Source organism: Hymenobacter sp. DG25A (assembly GCF_001280305.1).
Classification (GTDB): Bacteria; Bacteroidota; Bacteroidia; order Cytophagales; family Hymenobacteraceae; genus Hymenobacter.
Window position 1 is genome coordinate 2,328,900 of the sequence record NZ_CP012623.1, and the last position, 14,849, is coordinate 2,343,748.

Sequence of the window (14,849 nt, forward strand, 5' to 3'; positions counted from 1 at the left end):
GCCGTTCCTCCTGCCGGGCATTGTCAAGACTCACGCGTGTTGAGGTTGCCAAGGTAACTGTCATGCTGATTAAAGCCGAAGCATCTCGCGCGCTGTCGTTGCCATACTATTTACCACACTAGCGAGATGCTTCGGCTGCGCTCAGCATGACGGTTATATTCCTTCCTCCCCTATTAACCAAAAAAGGCGGCCTGCATTATGCAGACCGCCTTTTTTGGTAATTTAATTAGCTATTCAGCTTACCACACTTTGGCGCGGTCGGCTTGGGCGCGCACCATTTTGGCGTCGTCCTTGCAGCCGAAGGCTTCAAAGAATTGGGGCATGTTCATGAGCGGGCCAACCGTGCGGAACTGAGCCGGCGAGTGGGGGTCCGTCATCACCTGCTGGCGCAGGTACTCGGGGCGGGCGTTGGTACGCCATACCTGCGCCCATGAGAGGAAGAAGCGCTGCTCGGGCGTGAGGCCATCGAACTTGGGGCGCGGGCCGTTGCCGTACTTCTGCTGCAGCTGCTTTTGCAGGGCCGTGTAGGCAATGCTCAGGCCACCGAGGTCGGCGAGGTTTTCGCCCATCGTCAGCTTACCGTTTACAAACACGGAGTCCAGCGGGGAGAAGGCCGAGTACTGCTTGCCCACCATGTCGGCGCGCTGCGTGAATTTCTCGGCGTCTTCTTTGGTCCACCAGTCTTTCAGGTTGCCTTCGGCATCGTACTGGCGGCCCTGGTCATCAAAACCGTGGGTGATTTCGTGGCCGATAACGGCGCCCATACCACCGTAGTTCACGGCGTCGTCGGCGTTGGGGTCAAAGAACGGGGGCTGCATAATGCCGGCGGGGAACACAATTTCGTTCATCGACGGGTTATAGTAGGCGTTAACCGTGGGTGGCGTCATGCCCCACTCGGTGCGGTCTACTGGCTTGCCCAGCTTGTTGGTCATGTCTTTGAACGCCCACATGCGCGAGGCCGCTACGTTCTGCAGGTAAGAGTCACGCGAGATGGTGAGGGCCGAATAGTCCTTCCACTTATCGGGGTAGCCGATTTTCACGGTGAAGGTGCTCAGCTTGCGCAGGGCTTCCTTCTTGGTAGCGTCGCTCATCCAGTCCAGCTGCTGGATGTGCTCCCCCATAGAGGCTTTGATGTTGGTCACCATCTCCAGGGCCTTTGCTTTGGCCGCGGGCGGGAAGGCTTTGTCTACGTACAGCTGACCGAAGGCTTCGCCCAGGGCACCGTCGGTGGAGCGCAGCATGCGCTTCCAGCGGGGCTGCTGCTTTTTAGCACCCGTAAGCACCTGCGTAAACTTGAAGGCCTCGTCGCCGAAAGCCTGCGGCAGCGCCGAGGTGAACGACGTAGCCAGATGCCAGCGCATGTAGGTTTTCAGATCGGCCATCGGCTCGGTCTTCACCATGGTGTTCAGCTCCTTGAAGAAAGCGGGCTGCCCCACAATTACCTCTTTCACGCTGCCCATGCCCATATCCTTGAGCAGGTGCTGCGGGTTCAGGTTAGGATAGGTTTTCTGCAGCTGCGCCACCGTCATCTTGTTGTAGTTGGCGTACGGGTCGCGCAGGTCTACCCGGCTCTTGCTGGCTTTGGCGAGGCGTGTTTCCAGGCGCAGCACGGTAGCGGCGTTTTTGGCGGCCGCGGCTTCGCTTTCACCCAACATCTTGAAGGTGTTGGTGAGGTAGGTAGTATAAGCCGCCCGGATGCCTTTGGAGCGGGCATCATCCTTCAGGTAATAGTCGCGGTCGGGCAACGAAAGGCCGCCCTGGTACAGGTTTACGGCATACTGGGAGCTGATTTTATCATCCTGCCCCACATAGGCCCCGAAGAACGAGCCGGCAGACAGCATCTGCTGGCGCGCTATAGCCGTTTGCAGCTGATCGGCGGTTTTGATGCCCGCAATCTTGTCCAGCTCGGGCTTCAGATACTTCAGACCAGCGGCATCAATAGCAGCTGAGTCCATGGCCGTGGCGTAATAGTCGCCTACTTTCTGGGCGTTGGTGCCTTTTGCTGAGGAGCGGTTGGCGGCAGCCTCGTCCAGAATGCTGCGCATTACCGCGTTGTTCTTGTCCGACAGCTCATTGAAAGAGCCCCAGCGCACTTCGGCGGCCGGAATAGGGTTGTTTTTCAGCCAGTTGCCGCTGGCATACTCAAAGAAGTTGTCGCAGGCCGACACGGACGGATCCAGGTTGGCTACGTTCAGGCCCACCCCTTTAGGGAAGGTTTCCGCCACCGGCGCTGCCACGGGTGCGGGCGTGGTTGCGGTGGTAGGCGCCTGCGCTGTGGTGGCGCAGCTTGCCAGAGCAAATCCGGCCGCCGCTACCAGCAACGAAGCGTTTGTACGCTTTTTCATATAAGAAAAGAAAAGTGACAGAATGGGAATTGGCAGAAAGATAAAAGAATGTGCCGTTTCACGCACATATCTCGGGCGGTAAAAGCACAGAAACCCCAGTGGAGCGGCTTGGGTACGCCGCGCCCAATTCCGTACCTTTCGGGCATGCCGCCGCTGTATAACCGACGACCCGACCCCGGCCTGACGCCACAACCTCCCGCGCCGCTGGCCCTGGCGGAGCTGTTGCGCCGGGTGCGCGAGGCCCTCACCGGCACTTTCCCCGATGCTTACTGGGTGGTAGCGGAAATTGCGGAGCTCACGCTGCCGCGCTTTGGCAGCGGGCACTGCTACCTCACCCTCACCGACCAGGCCCAGACCGGCCGCGGCGCCCAACTGAAAGCCCAGGCCCGCGCTACCATCTGGGCGGCGCGCTACGAGCAGCTGGCTCCGCAGTTTGAACTGCTGACCGGTCAAACGCTGCGCGCCGGTTTGCGGGTACTGCTGCGCGTGAGCATCAAATTTCATGAGCAGTACGGCCTCAGCCTGGATGTGCTGGCCATAGACCCCACCTATACCGTGGGCGACCTGGCCCGGCAGCGCCTGGAAACCGTGCGCAAGCTGGAAGCCAAAGGCCTGCTCACGCGCCAGCAGAGTCTGCCGCTGGCCCTGGCTCCGCAGCGTCTGGCCGTTATCTCCTCCCCTACCGCCGCCGGCTTTCAGGACTTTATGCGGCAGCTGGATGAAACCGTGTATGCTTTTGAGGTGACGTTGTTTGCCGCCACCATGCAGGGCACGGAGTCGCCGGAGAGCCTGCTGGGGGCGCTGGAGCAGATCCGGCGCCAGCAGCGGCACTTTGATGCGGTAGTAATTATCCGGGGCGGCGGCTCTAAGACTGATCTGCTGGCTTTTGATGATTATGGCGTGTCGGCGGCGGTGGGGGCTTTTCCGCTGCCGGTGCTCACGGGTATTGGCCACGAGCGGGACGAAGCCGTGGTAGACCTGACCGCGCATATGGCGCTGAAAACACCCACGGCCGTAGCGGTTTTCCTTACGGAGCGCCTGGGCCGGCTGGATGCAGTATTTGATGGCTATGCCGCCCGCATTCGGGAGCTGGCCAATGAGCAGTTAGTTGACCGGCAGCGCCAGCTTCTGCAGTTGGGGAACCAGTTGCGGCAGGCCGCCAAAAGCCGGTATCAGACCCAGCACCTGGACCTGCAGCAGCATGCCCGCCAGCTGACCAGTGCCGCCCGCACTGTAGTAACGGCTCAACAACGGGCAACTACCACACGGCGCCACCACCTGCAGCGCGCGGCCCACCAGGCCAGCCAGCGCCAGCAGCGCCGGCTCCGGCGGCTGGGGCGCGCCCTAGCCCAGCGGTTCCGCCGCCAGCACCGCCGCCGCCACGATGCCCTGGTGCGCCTGCGCTACCAACTGGAGCTAAAAGCCCGCCTGCATACCGCTGCCGCTAACACCGTGCAACTGCTGGCAGCGGAGCGCCTGCGCCTGCTTACGGCCCTGCTGCCTAAGCGCTGATAAAACCATTTACATTTACCATCTGCTGATTTATCGTTTAGTAAAATGAGTACCGACTTTACCTACCGCAACGCCATTGAAGAGCTGGAAACCATACTACGGGCGCTGGAAACAGACACGGTAGATGTAGACGAGCTGACGGCCAAAGTGCAGCGCTCCTCCGAGCTGATTCGGTTGTGCAAGCAGAAGCTGCGGGCCGCTGAAGCGGCTATTGACCAGGTATTTGATAGCTTGGACGAAGAAGAAGCCGACGAAGAGGAAGAAAGCTGGGAGGAAGCCCCCCGGAACACCCCGCCTCCCGGCATTCCCGGCATGCTGTTCTAGCCTTCCGGCTAAAGCCCAAAAACCCAGCTATTTTATCATTCTGACCTAAGGGCCGCATTGTTTAACATGCATTAAAATCTATATTTGAAAACGGCTGCAAATGCGTCGTTTTCAATCATTTTACAGTTTACCTTTTTACAATCTCTATGGCATTCTCCGGGTCAGAAGGCAGCATCATTGAATTAGACACAGCGCATAATCTTACTTGCGCATATCAGACTGATCATGCTGATGAAGTAAAAGGATACTTCTTCGGCAGAAACAAACTCATGAGCTTACTCAACCAAACGGGCTGTATGGGCATTCGGGTTTATTATGGTTTGGATGGCACTACTCCCAAACTGGTTCTGGTAGGTGCTAAAAGCAACGAAGATGATATGACCACTCTGGTACTGGATGAAGGCTGCGCATCGCCGCCTAACTCCGGCGTAGCCAACTCTTTAAATAACATATAACCCAGCGAATGGACTACACGCTACCCAATTGGCTGCAAGAAGTGGGCAGTTCTATTTATTGGATTTGCCAGTTTGCACTTCTATATCCGCTTTGGGTAGCGTGGCAGCGCCGGGAGTATTGGACCTTGCCGGTGCAGATCTTGTTTTGGGTACTAGTAGCACTCGAAATCAACTGCTTTTTCTTAAATACTCTCAACCTGCTTAGCCTTAACGCGGAGTTTATAGCCATGTTTGAGTTGCCGTCTTATGGTATCTCCACCTGGGGATTTGCGCACCTACAAAGCAATATTCGGTGTTTGGGCTTTATAGGCGTGTACTACTATGCGTTGCAAAGCCAAACCATCAGGCGGGTGCTACACGGATGGATACCGGTTTTGGTGCTCATCGCCCTGTTCGATTCGTTCTACTTTAATCCTTTTTTAGAGTTTAAACACAACGAATACACTGAGTTCAGCCAGAATATTACGGTGATAGTGCTTTGTCTGCTGTACTTTGAGCAGCTACTGCAGCAATTGCGCACCAGCCAGATAGAGCGTGAACCGATGTTCTGGATCAGTATATCGGCCATTGTCCAGCTTACCGGGGTATTAGTCTTTGGTAACATTATCAACAAAATGTTGGCAGATACTAATTACACCAATGGGCGGAACTATCAGGCTTTATTCGGTCTCGTGCATTCCAGTGTAACTTTGGTGAGCTATGGGTTGCTTACCCTGGCCTTTTATCAATTAGGTAGGCAACAAAAAATGGTGCTGAAGTAAGCCTGGTATTATTCTCGATTCTTCTAACCGCCGCGGAAGCCGCAACCCAGGAAATTCATGGATATTTTACGCGTATTCGCGGTTGTACTATCCGTTCTACTATTCCTGGCCTTTAGCATTGTGGTGTTTGTGGTGCGCTACCAGCGGCGGCTGCTTCGGCAGCAGGAACGGTTGCGCAACGTGCAGGATGCTGCCCAGCGCCAAGCCCTGGAGGCTGCGCTAGTAGCCCAGGAAGAAGAGCGCCGCCGCATTGCCGCTGATCTGCATGATGAAGTAGGCACCACCCTGGCCATTGTAAAGCTGCACCTCACGGCCATGGGCCAGCCCCAGGACACCCGGGAAATGACCGGACTGCTGGACCAGGCCATCAGTGAAGTGCGGCGCATTTCGCGTAATCTGCTGCCGGCTGCCCTGGTCAAATTCGGGCTTACGTTTGCCCTGGAGGCGCTGGCGCGGGCGGTGCCGCCGGGCGGCACCCGGGTAGAGCTGACGCAGCATGGCAAACCCCTGGGCTTAAGCCCCATGCAGGAGCTGGCCGTGTACCGCATTGTGCAGGAGCTGATGGGCAACGGCCTGCGCCACGCCCAGGCCAGCCTGATTCACATTCATCTGGTATTTGCCACCAACCATCTGAATATCACCTATACTGATGATGGTATAGGCTTCGACCTCTCGGGCAGCGAAGCCGTACCCTCGCCTGATACGCGCACGGGACTAGGGCTCACCAACATGCGCAGCCGGGTTACGCTCCTGCAGGGCACCCTGCGGCAGCAGTCTACTCCCGGAACCGGAACCCGGATCTGGATTTCCTTTCCGGTGCTTTATCTTTCTGACAATTAGCCTACTCTATTTTATATCTTTGCTACCCTACAGCTTCCTGCCTGTTTAGCCCATGAGCCAGCCTGTTTCGCTTATCCGCCTTGCCCTCGCCGACGACCATGTGCTGTTCCGCAAAGGGCTGCGGGCCCTGCTCTCCAGCTTTCCCAACGTGGAGATTGTGGCGGAAGCCGGTGACGGGCAGGAACTGCTGGAGCTCATTGACCAGCTGCCCACCCCGCCCCAGGTAGTACTCATGGATTTGCAGATGCCCGTGCTGGACGGCCTGCAGACCACGCGCCTGCTGCGCGTGCAATACCCCCGGGTGCGCGTGGTTATTATCTCCATGCACGACGAGCCGGAGCTGATAGAGCAGCTGGTAGCAGAAGGTGCCCACGGCTACCTGCTGAAAAATGCCAGCCCCGAGGAAATGAAATTGGCCATTGAGGCCGCCGCGCAGGACCATGCCGCCAGCCTGAGCCTGGCCTGAAATTTCCTGGCCCGGCCAGCCGGTTGCTTAGCCTAATTCAATGCTGGGGTCCCAGAACAGCTGGCTGAAGTCCTGTACCTGGTCGTCTACCACCCGCACGCCTTCCGCTTCCAAAGCCTTCTGCATGGCTGTGGGCGTGCTGTAGTGCTGGCGCCCGGTTAGCAGCCCCTGCCGGTTCAGGACCCGATGCGCGGGCACGTCGGTTTCCGTGTGGGCCGCCATCATGGCCCAGCCTACCATGCGCGCCCCATTTTTGGCGCCCAGGTAGTGGGCCACGGCCCCGTAGGAGGTGACCCGCCCCGGCGGCACCAGCCGCACTACATCGTATACATCCTGAAAGAAATTGCGGGGCTTTTCAGCTGAGGTTGGCATACGGCAAACGTTAGAAAGACCAAAATAACATAACAACCGCTGCCGGGAGTAGGCGTAAGCAGATAAAGTGTTCCGATGAACGGAGCATTTTATCTATTCACCTTACTTCTATTGACTTATGTTTGGTAAACTCAAAAGCCTCGACGACCTGTTTCACGAACAGCTGAAAGATCTTTATAGCGCTGAAAATCAACTCCTGAAGGCGCTACCCAAAATGGCCAAAGAAGCTCAGGATACCCGCCTGCGCCAGGGGTTTGAAAAGCACCTGCAGGAAACACAAAATCAGGTTTCGCGCCTAGAGAAAATCGGCAAAATGCTGGATGTGTCTCTCTCCGGCCATACCTGCAAAGCCATGGAAGGCCTGGTAAAAGAAGGCCAGGATACCATTCATGAAGATGCCACCGATGAAGTGAAGGATGCTGCTCTGATTGCCGCTGCCCAGCGCGTAGAGCACTACGAAATTTCCGGCTACGGCACGGCGGCGCACTACGCCGAGCGCCTCGGCCATACCGATGCGGCCCAGCTGCTGCGCCAGACACTGCAGGAAGAGCAAATGACTGATACCAAGCTCAATGACCTGGCCAAGAACTACATCAATGCCAAAGCCATGTAGGTAATTGCGCCCTAAAACAGGGAAAGCCTGCAACATGCAGGCTTTTTTTGTGTCAATGGCGCATTGCCCGGGTTTCTGGTAACCTTATCAGGAAGCGGGGTGTTGTGTACAGCGGATAATTTCGCAGCGGATAAGCGCCTGATAGCGAGAAAGCAGGCGTGCCTATTTTGATACTATGCAAACAAAGGAACACGAAGAGCAAGTTGTAGAAGAGCCACGCACCGGCGGCCGACGGTTTTTATGGATTTTTCTGACGCTGGCGCTGCTAGCAGGGCTGGTTTTTGTGAAGATGCACTACTTCCCGGCCCCGGCGGCCGGCGGCAAGGGTGGTCCGGGCGGTAAAGGAGGTAAGGGTGGCGCCGGCGGCCCCGCCGGCAAAGACGGGAAAGGCTCTAAGACTCCCGTACAGGCCTATGTAGTGAAGCCCACTAACCTGACCGATGAAGTAGCCGCCACCGGCTCTGTGCTGGCTGATGAGGCCGTGGTTATCAAAAGTGAGATATCGGGCAAGATTACCAGCCTCAACATTCGGGAGGGCCAGCCGGTCCGCCGGGGGCAGGTACTGTTCAGCATCAATGCCGATGAGATTCAGGCTGATCTGCGCAAGCAGGAGTTTAACATTAAGCTCTACCGCGACCAGGAGCGCCGCCAGCGCGTGCTGCTGGATAAAGAATACATCAGCGCCCAAGAATACGAGCAAACCAACAACCAGCTGCTCACGGCCCAGGCCGAGCTGCAGGCTTTGCGCGCCAACCTGGCCAAAGCCTACGTGCGCGCCCCCTTTGATGGGGTGCTGGGCCTGACCACCGCTACGGTAGGCACCTACGTGAGCCCTGGCACTGAGATTACCACTCTCTCCCGCATCCGGCCCGTGAAGATTGACTTCGCCGTGCCCGGCCGCTTTGCCTCTAAAGTGCGGGCAGGCGACGTGGTAACGGTAACCGACGAAGCCACCAACAAGAAATACGAGGCCAAGGTATACGCCATTGACCCGCAGATTGACCCCGTGAGTCGCACCCAACCGGTGCGCGCCCGCTACGCCAACACCGGCAACGAGCTGCGCCCCGGCTCCTTTGTGAAAGTAAACCTGCAGCTGGGCGAATCCACGGATGCCCTGCAGGTGCCTACCGAAGCGGTAATACCGGAAGCCAGCGGCTACACCGTATTCACGGTAAAAAATGGCAAGGCTGTTTCTACGAAGGTGAAGATTGGTATTCGCTCAGAAAAAGTGATTCAGATTACTGACGGCCTGGCCGTGGGCGACACCGTTATCCGGACGGGTATTCTGCAGCTGAAGCCCGGCGATGCTGTTCTGGTCCAGAAAACTGAGCTATAAGCTTCTTCTTCTGTCGAAAGGATTTACCCATGAACGCCACCTCTCCTCCCCTTTCGTCTGCCATCCACATCCGGCAGGCAATGCCGGCAGATGCGGCGGCCCTGGCAGAGTTAGTAGCGGAACTCGGGTATCCGACCGAACAGCAGGAGTTGCAGCAGCGACTGGATGCCCTTACTGCCGCCGGTGACCAGGTACTGGTAGCGGTGCGGCAAGAGCAGATAGTAGGGGTTGTGCTGCTGCATCGCACGTATTTTCTGCACCGTCCACCCGATGGCCGCGTGGTTACTTTGGTGGTCGCGGCCGAATACCGCAGCCAGGGCATTGGCCAACAGTTGCTAAGGGCCGCTGAACAGGCACTTTTGCAGCTGGGTTGTGGTCGTATTGAAATCAGTAGTGGCGCCCGGCGTGAGGCCGCTCATCGGTTTTACCTGCGCGAAGGCTACTCCGAGCAGCCCAAACGGTTTATAAAGCCGGTGCCGGCGGAGTAGCCCCTTGTTTTTAAGCTGACCAGCTGGCTTTAGGGCGGTTGCAAGCAGCATTTTTGTAGAGTATAGAGTAGTAGAAGCGCTTCCTTATGAGCTTATCCTCCACTAGTATCAACCGCCCGGTCCTCGCCATCGTGATGAGCCTTGTCATCGTGATATTTGGCGTTATCGGGTTTCGGTACCTCAGTATTCGGGAATACCCCAGCGTAGACCCGCCTATTATTACGGTATCAGCCAGCTATACCGGGGCCTCGGCCGATGTGATGCAGAGCCAGGTAACTGAGCCGCTGGAAGAAGCCCTCAACGGCATTGCGGGCATCAAGAACATGACCTCGAACAGCCGTGATGGCCGCACCCAGATTACCGTGGAGTTTGACCTCGACGCCGACCTGGAAACCGCCGCCAACGACGTGCGCGACAAGGTATCCGGCGCCCAGGGCCGCCTGCCCCGGGACATCGACCCGCCCATCGTGAGCAAGGCCAACGCCGACTCCCAGCCCATTGTCATCAACTACCTCAGCAGCAACAAGCGCAGCCTACTGGAGCTCACGGACTACGCCAACAACACCCTGAAAGAGCGCCTGCAGACCATTCCGGGCGTATCGGAAATCCGGGTGTACGGGGAGCGAAAGTACTCCATGCGCCTGTGGATGGACCCCGTGAAGCTGACGGCGCTGGGCGTGTCGCCGGTAGAGGTGCAGGCGGCCCTTACCCGCGAAAACGTGGAGCTGCCCAGCGGCGCCGTTTCGGGCCTGAACACGCAGCTCACGCTGCGCACCATGGGCCGCCTGACGTCGGTAGACGACTTCAACAACCTGATTATCCGCAAAGACGCCTCTTCCCTGGTGCGCTTCTCGGATGTGGGCTATGCCGAGCTGTACCCGGAAAACGACCAGACCATTTTCCGGGTGAATGGCGTGCCGGGCGTGGCCCTGGCCGTGGTGCCGCAGCCGGGCTCCAACCAGATTGATATTGCCGACGAGTTCAACAAGCGGGTAAAGCAGTTCGGCAAAGACCTGCCCAAGGACCTGGAGCTGCGCCCGGCCATTGATAACTCGGTCTTCATCCGCAACTCCATTCAGGAAGTGGAGCACACCATTATTGAGGCCTTTGTGCTGGTAGTGGTCATCATCTTCCTGTTCCTGCGCGACTGGCGCTCTACTCTGATTCCGGTAGTGGCTATTCCGGTTTCCTTGGTGGGTATTTTCTTCGTGATGTACCTGCTGGACTTCTCCATTAACGTGCTGACGCTGCTGGCCATCGTGCTGGCTATTGGCCTGGTAGTGGACGACGCCATTGTGGTGCTGGAGAATATTTACTCCCGCATTGAGGACGGCGAAGACCCGAAGGAGGCTTCCATCAAGGGCTCAGAAGAAATTCTGATGGCCGTAATCAGTACCACTATTGTACTGGCGGCCGTGTTCCTGCCGGTGGTGTTCCTGACGGGTATTACCGGGCGTCTGTTCCGGGAGTTTGGCATTGTGGTAGCGGGCTCGGTTTTGATTTCGGCCTTCGTCTCGCTCACGCTCACCCCCATGATGTGCTCCAAGCTGCTCAAGCGGCAGGAAAAGCATAACTGGTTTTACCGCAAAACCGAGCCGTTTTTTGAGCGCATGATTGGGGGCTACCAGGAAAGCCTGCAAACCTTTCTGCGCAACCGCTGGCTGGCCTGGCTGGTGGTGGCCGGCACGGGCGTAGGCATCTGGTTTTTCATGAAGACGCTGCCTTCGGAACTGGCGCCGGTGGAAGACCGCAGCCGCGTAAACGTGAATTCTACCGGTCCGGAAGGCGCTTCGTTTGAGTTTATGGATGCCTACATGGCCCAGATAACCAAGCTGGCCATGGACTCTACGGGGGCTGAAAACCTGAACAGTGTCTTTACCGTGACTTCGCCCGGCTTTGGCGGTGGCTCTAACTCCGGTATTGCCCGCGTGCTGCTGGTAGAGGCTGATCAGCGCCCCAAAACCCAGGACCAGGTGGCCGAAATTATGAGCCGCGGCGTGAAGCGCCTGACGGCCGCCCGCACCTCCGTTTCGCAGGACCAGAGTATTGGTGGTGGCGGTGGCGGCCTGCCGGTGCAGTTTGTGGTTCAGACCCAGGACTTTGAGAAGCTGCGCACAGCCGTACCCAAGTTTCTGGATGCGGCCCGGCAGGATCCCACCTTCCAGTTTGTGGATGTCAACCTGAAATTCAACAAGCCGGAACTGCGCATCAACATTGACCGCGAAAAGGCCCAGAGCCTGGGTGTATCAGTGCAGAGTATTTCCCAGACGCTGCAGGCCGGCCTGAGCGGGCAGCGCTTCGGCTATTTTATCCGGGAGGGCAAGCAGTACCAGATTATTGGCCAGGTAGCGCGGGAAGACCGCAACCAGCCGCTGGACGTGCGCCAACTCTCGGTGAAAGCCGCCGACGGCAAGCTGGTGCAGCTGGACAATGTCATTCGCCTGACGGAAAGCAGCACGCCGCCCCAGCTCTACCGTTTCAACCGCTACAACGCGGCTACCTTCTCCGCCTCCCTGGCCCCGGGCAAAACTCTGGGCGATGGTATTGCGGCCATGCAGGCCATTGCCGACAAAACCCTGGACGACACCTTCACCAACGAGCTTTCCGGCCCTTCCCGCGACTTCCAGGAAAGCTCCTCTTCCTTGGTGTTTGCCTTCGGCCTGGCTCTGGTGCTGATTTACCTGGTGCTGGCCGCGCAGTTTGAAAGCTTCCGCGACCCGGTCATCATCATGGTGACGGTGCCGCTGGCACTCTCGGGCGCGTTGTTGAGCCTGTGGTATTTCAACCAGACGCTCAACCTGTTCTCGCAAATCGGCATTATCATGCTGGTAGGCTTGGTAACCAAGAATGGTATTCTGATTGTGGAGTTTGCCAACCAGCGCGTGGAGCAGGGCGTGGACTACATGACCGGCTTGGTGGAAGGCGCTACGGCCCGCTTCCGCCCCATTCTCATGACCTCTTTGTGCGCTATACTGGGCATTCTGCCCATTGCCATTGCCACGGGCGCGGGTGCTCTTAGCCGCCGGGCCATGGGTATTGGCGTGGTGGGCGGCCTGTTCTTCGCTACGGGCCTCACCTTGTATATCGTGCCGGTGATGTACTCCTATTTCGCCACGGCGAAAAAGCACAAGCACACCGAGGAAAAACAAGCCGTGGCCGCTTAAGCAGCCAAACAAAATACCCCTTCTCCGCGGGGAGAAGGGGACGCGGCAGTTTCCTGCCGCTGGGGTGGTTGGCCGCCTGGCGAAGGTTGTTTACTGAAAACACCTCCCTCGTGCCTCGTTTACCGGTTAACTACCCCGCCCTTCGGGCACCCTGCCTTCCAAAGGCGGGGAACTGATTTTCAGCTACAGTATTGATATTCATGATCTTTCCGCTTCGCCGTTCTCTGTTTCTGCTTCTGGCCTTTCCCCTGCCGCTCCTGGCCCAGCAGCCTGCTTCCCGGCCGCAGCCCACCTCGGCGCAGGTAGTTAATACCGGCCCCACGCTGACCTTGGCGGAGGCGATTCGCATTGGGCTGGAAAATAACTACGGAATTCAGCTGGCCCGCCAGGAGGAGCGCATTGCCAGCAACAACGTAACGCGCGGCAACGCCGGGCAGCTGCCCACCGTGAATGGCAATGCCACCCGCAACTTCAACCGCAACAATCTCAACCAGCAGTTTGGAGATAATGACCCGCGCATTGTGAACGGGGCCACCTCCAACCAGCTAAACACCAACGTAGCCGCCACCTGGACCATTTTCGACGGCCTGGGGATGTTCATTGCCTACGACCGGCTCCAGCGTGTGGCTCAGGGCCAGCGCCAGGTTACCCGTGCTACAGCCGAGGAAACCGTGGCCGACATTACCGACGCCTACTTTACGGTGGTGCGCGAAGCCGGCAAGATTCAGAGCTTTGAAGCAGCCCTGCGCATCGGGCAGCAGCGAATTGACCTGACCCAGGCCCGCGCGGATGTGGGCGTGAGTGCCAAGGTGGAAGTACTGACCGCCCGCGTGGACTATAACGCCGACCGTGCAGGCCTGATTCAGCAGCAGGAAGCCCTGAAAACGGCTAAAGTAAACCTGAATAACCTACTGGGCCGCTCCCCCGCCCTGGATTTTCAGCCCGCCGACTCCATTGTGGTCAGCCGCGACCTGAGCCGGGAAACCGTAGCCCAGGCCATCCGGCAGAATAACCCCCGCCTGCAGCAGGCTAAGATTAATACTGAAGTGGCCACTTACGAGCGGCGCCTGGTGCGGGCTTCCCGCCTGCCGCAGGTGGGCCTCACTACCGGCTACGGGCTCAACCGCAACATTAATAACGCGGCCTTCGCCGGCACCCAGCTCACTACCAGCACCAACACCACGCACGGCTTAAACTATGGCGTGGTGGCCTCGGTGCCTATTTTTGATGGTTTCAACCGCAACCGGCTGGAGCAGAACGCGCGTATTGGCGAGGTGCAAAGCAAGCTGCAGCTGGAGCAAACCCAACTGCAGCTGGATGCAGAAGCCGAGCAGGCGTATGCCCAGTACCAAACCCGCCTGCAGCTGCTGCAGCTGGAAGAAGATAATATTCTGCTGGCCCGCCAGAACGTGGCCATTGCCCTGGAGCGCTACCGCCTGGGCCTGCTTACGCCGCTGGCTCTGCGGGAAGCCCAGCGCAGCCAGCTGGACGCCGAAAACCGTCTGCTCGATATCCGCTTTCAGGCCAAGCAGGCCGAGACGACGCTCCGCCGCCTGAGCAGCGGCCTGGTACGGGAATAGCTGTATCCGCAGCCGCTGCGGGGAAGCCATTCTGGCAGAATAAGCCGTAATTGCGCTTCCCGTGCTTTCTTTGCCTTATGGATTCTTCGCCCAGACTTGAAATTCAGTACCGCGCCGACCTGGATGTGCTCACGGTACGCTGGCTGGATGCCTTGCAGCCCGAACTTTTCCAACACGACTACTACACCATCCTCGCCCAGGCCCGCACGCACGATACCACGCGCTGGCTAATTGACGTGCGCCGCCGACCCCAGCCTACCCCTGATATGGCGGCCTGGGCCGCCAACGTGTGGCTGCCGGAAGTAGTAGCGGCGCTGGCTCCGCGCCGGGCACGCTTGGCTTACCTAATTTCGCCCAGCCGCGAAGAAGCGCTAAACGCCAGCCCCAGCCTGCGGGCCAGCATGAAAACGGCCTCCAACCCCAACCGGGGCTATGACGTGGCCATTTTCAACAACGAAGGGGAAGCCAATACATGGCTTCTGGCCAATTAAGTCTGCCGAAAATCGGGCTTCTGCCCTTCATTTAAAAAGCCCGGTTTAGAAGGATTGCACCTTCCAGACCGGGCCTTAATATGCGCGGCTTAGGCCGGCAAT

At 58.2% G+C, this 14,849-nt stretch carries 14 protein-coding genes; 12 read left to right on the forward strand and 2 right to left on the reverse strand.

Going from position 1 to position 14,849, the window contains the following annotated elements:
* Positions 1-239 precede the first annotated feature (239 nt).
* Entirely contained in the window at positions 240-2,345 is a 2,106-nt protein-coding gene (locus AM218_RS09985; RefSeq protein WP_054413733.1) for a M13 family metallopeptidase, read from the reverse strand.
* A gap of 144 nt (positions 2,346-2,489) precedes the next feature.
* Between AM218_RS09985 and xseA the strand changes: the two genes are divergently transcribed.
* The 6 genes from xseA to AM218_RS10015 all read left to right on the forward strand — a co-directional run bounded on the left by xseA (position 2,490) and on the right by AM218_RS10015 (position 6,703).
* Entirely contained in the window at positions 2,490-3,857 is a 1,368-nt protein-coding gene (gene xseA / locus AM218_RS09990; protein ID WP_054413734.1) for an exodeoxyribonuclease VII large subunit, read from the forward strand.
* A 45-nt stretch (positions 3,858-3,902) separates the two neighbouring features.
* Entirely contained in the window at positions 3,903-4,181 is a 279-nt protein-coding gene (gene xseB / locus AM218_RS09995) for an exodeoxyribonuclease VII small subunit (protein WP_082318171.1), read from the forward strand.
* A 269-nt stretch (positions 4,182-4,450) separates the two neighbouring features.
* On the forward strand, positions 4,451-4,636 hold the full coding sequence (locus tag AM218_RS16570) for a hypothetical protein (protein WP_054413735.1): 186 nt from the start codon (positions 4,451-4,453) through the stop codon (positions 4,634-4,636).
* Positions 4,637-4,644: 8 nt separating this feature from the next.
* Entirely contained in the window at positions 4,645-5,397 is a 753-nt protein-coding gene (locus tag AM218_RS10005) for a hypothetical protein (protein ID WP_054413736.1), read from the forward strand.
* 57 nt (positions 5,398-5,454) lie between these two features.
* A complete protein-coding gene (locus AM218_RS10010; RefSeq protein WP_054413737.1) occupies positions 5,455-6,237 on the forward strand; it encodes a sensor histidine kinase in 783 nt (260 codons plus the stop codon).
* 52 nt (positions 6,238-6,289) lie between these two features.
* Positions 6,290-6,703 carry a response regulator gene (locus tag AM218_RS10015; RefSeq protein WP_054413738.1) on the forward strand — a complete coding sequence of 138 codons (414 nt, stop codon included), beginning with the start codon at positions 6,290-6,292 and terminating at the stop codon, positions 6,701-6,703.
* Between the two features lie 27 nt (positions 6,704-6,730).
* Here AM218_RS10015 and AM218_RS10020 read toward each other — a convergent pair whose 3' ends face one another.
* Positions 6,731-7,075: an MGMT family protein gene (locus tag AM218_RS10020; RefSeq protein ID WP_054413739.1), complete on the reverse strand. Its 345-nt coding sequence runs from the start codon at positions 7,073-7,075 to the stop codon at positions 6,731-6,733.
* Between the two features lie 118 nt (positions 7,076-7,193).
* On the opposite strand from AM218_RS10020, the gene AM218_RS10025 reads away from it, so the two are divergent.
* The 6 genes from AM218_RS10025 (at position 7,194) to AM218_RS10055 (ending at position 14,747) form a co-directional block, all read left to right on the forward strand.
* A complete protein-coding gene (locus tag AM218_RS10025) occupies positions 7,194-7,688 on the forward strand; it encodes a YciE/YciF ferroxidase family protein (RefSeq protein WP_054413740.1) in 495 nt (164 codons plus the stop codon).
* 175 nt (positions 7,689-7,863) lie between these two features.
* Positions 7,864-9,024, forward strand: a complete 1,161-nt coding sequence (locus AM218_RS10030; protein WP_054413741.1) for an efflux RND transporter periplasmic adaptor subunit — start codon at positions 7,864-7,866, stop codon at positions 9,022-9,024.
* 29 nt (positions 9,025-9,053) lie between these two features.
* Positions 9,054-9,512 (forward strand): GNAT family N-acetyltransferase, encoded by a 459-nt coding sequence (locus AM218_RS16355; RefSeq protein ID WP_071843755.1) that lies wholly within the window; start codon positions 9,054-9,056, stop codon positions 9,510-9,512.
* A gap of 86 nt (positions 9,513-9,598) precedes the next feature.
* Positions 9,599-12,676 (forward strand): efflux RND transporter permease subunit, encoded by a 3,078-nt coding sequence (locus tag AM218_RS10045; RefSeq protein ID WP_071843756.1) that lies wholly within the window; start codon positions 9,599-9,601, stop codon positions 12,674-12,676.
* Positions 12,677-12,876: 200 nt separating this feature from the next.
* Positions 12,877-14,256: a TolC family protein gene (locus AM218_RS10050; RefSeq protein ID WP_054413745.1), complete on the forward strand. Its 1,380-nt coding sequence runs from the start codon at positions 12,877-12,879 to the stop codon at positions 14,254-14,256.
* Positions 14,257-14,333: 77 nt separating this feature from the next.
* On the forward strand, positions 14,334-14,747 hold the full coding sequence (locus AM218_RS10055; protein ID WP_054413746.1) for a hypothetical protein: 414 nt from the start codon (positions 14,334-14,336) through the stop codon (positions 14,745-14,747).
* Positions 14,748-14,849 lie beyond the last annotated feature (102 nt).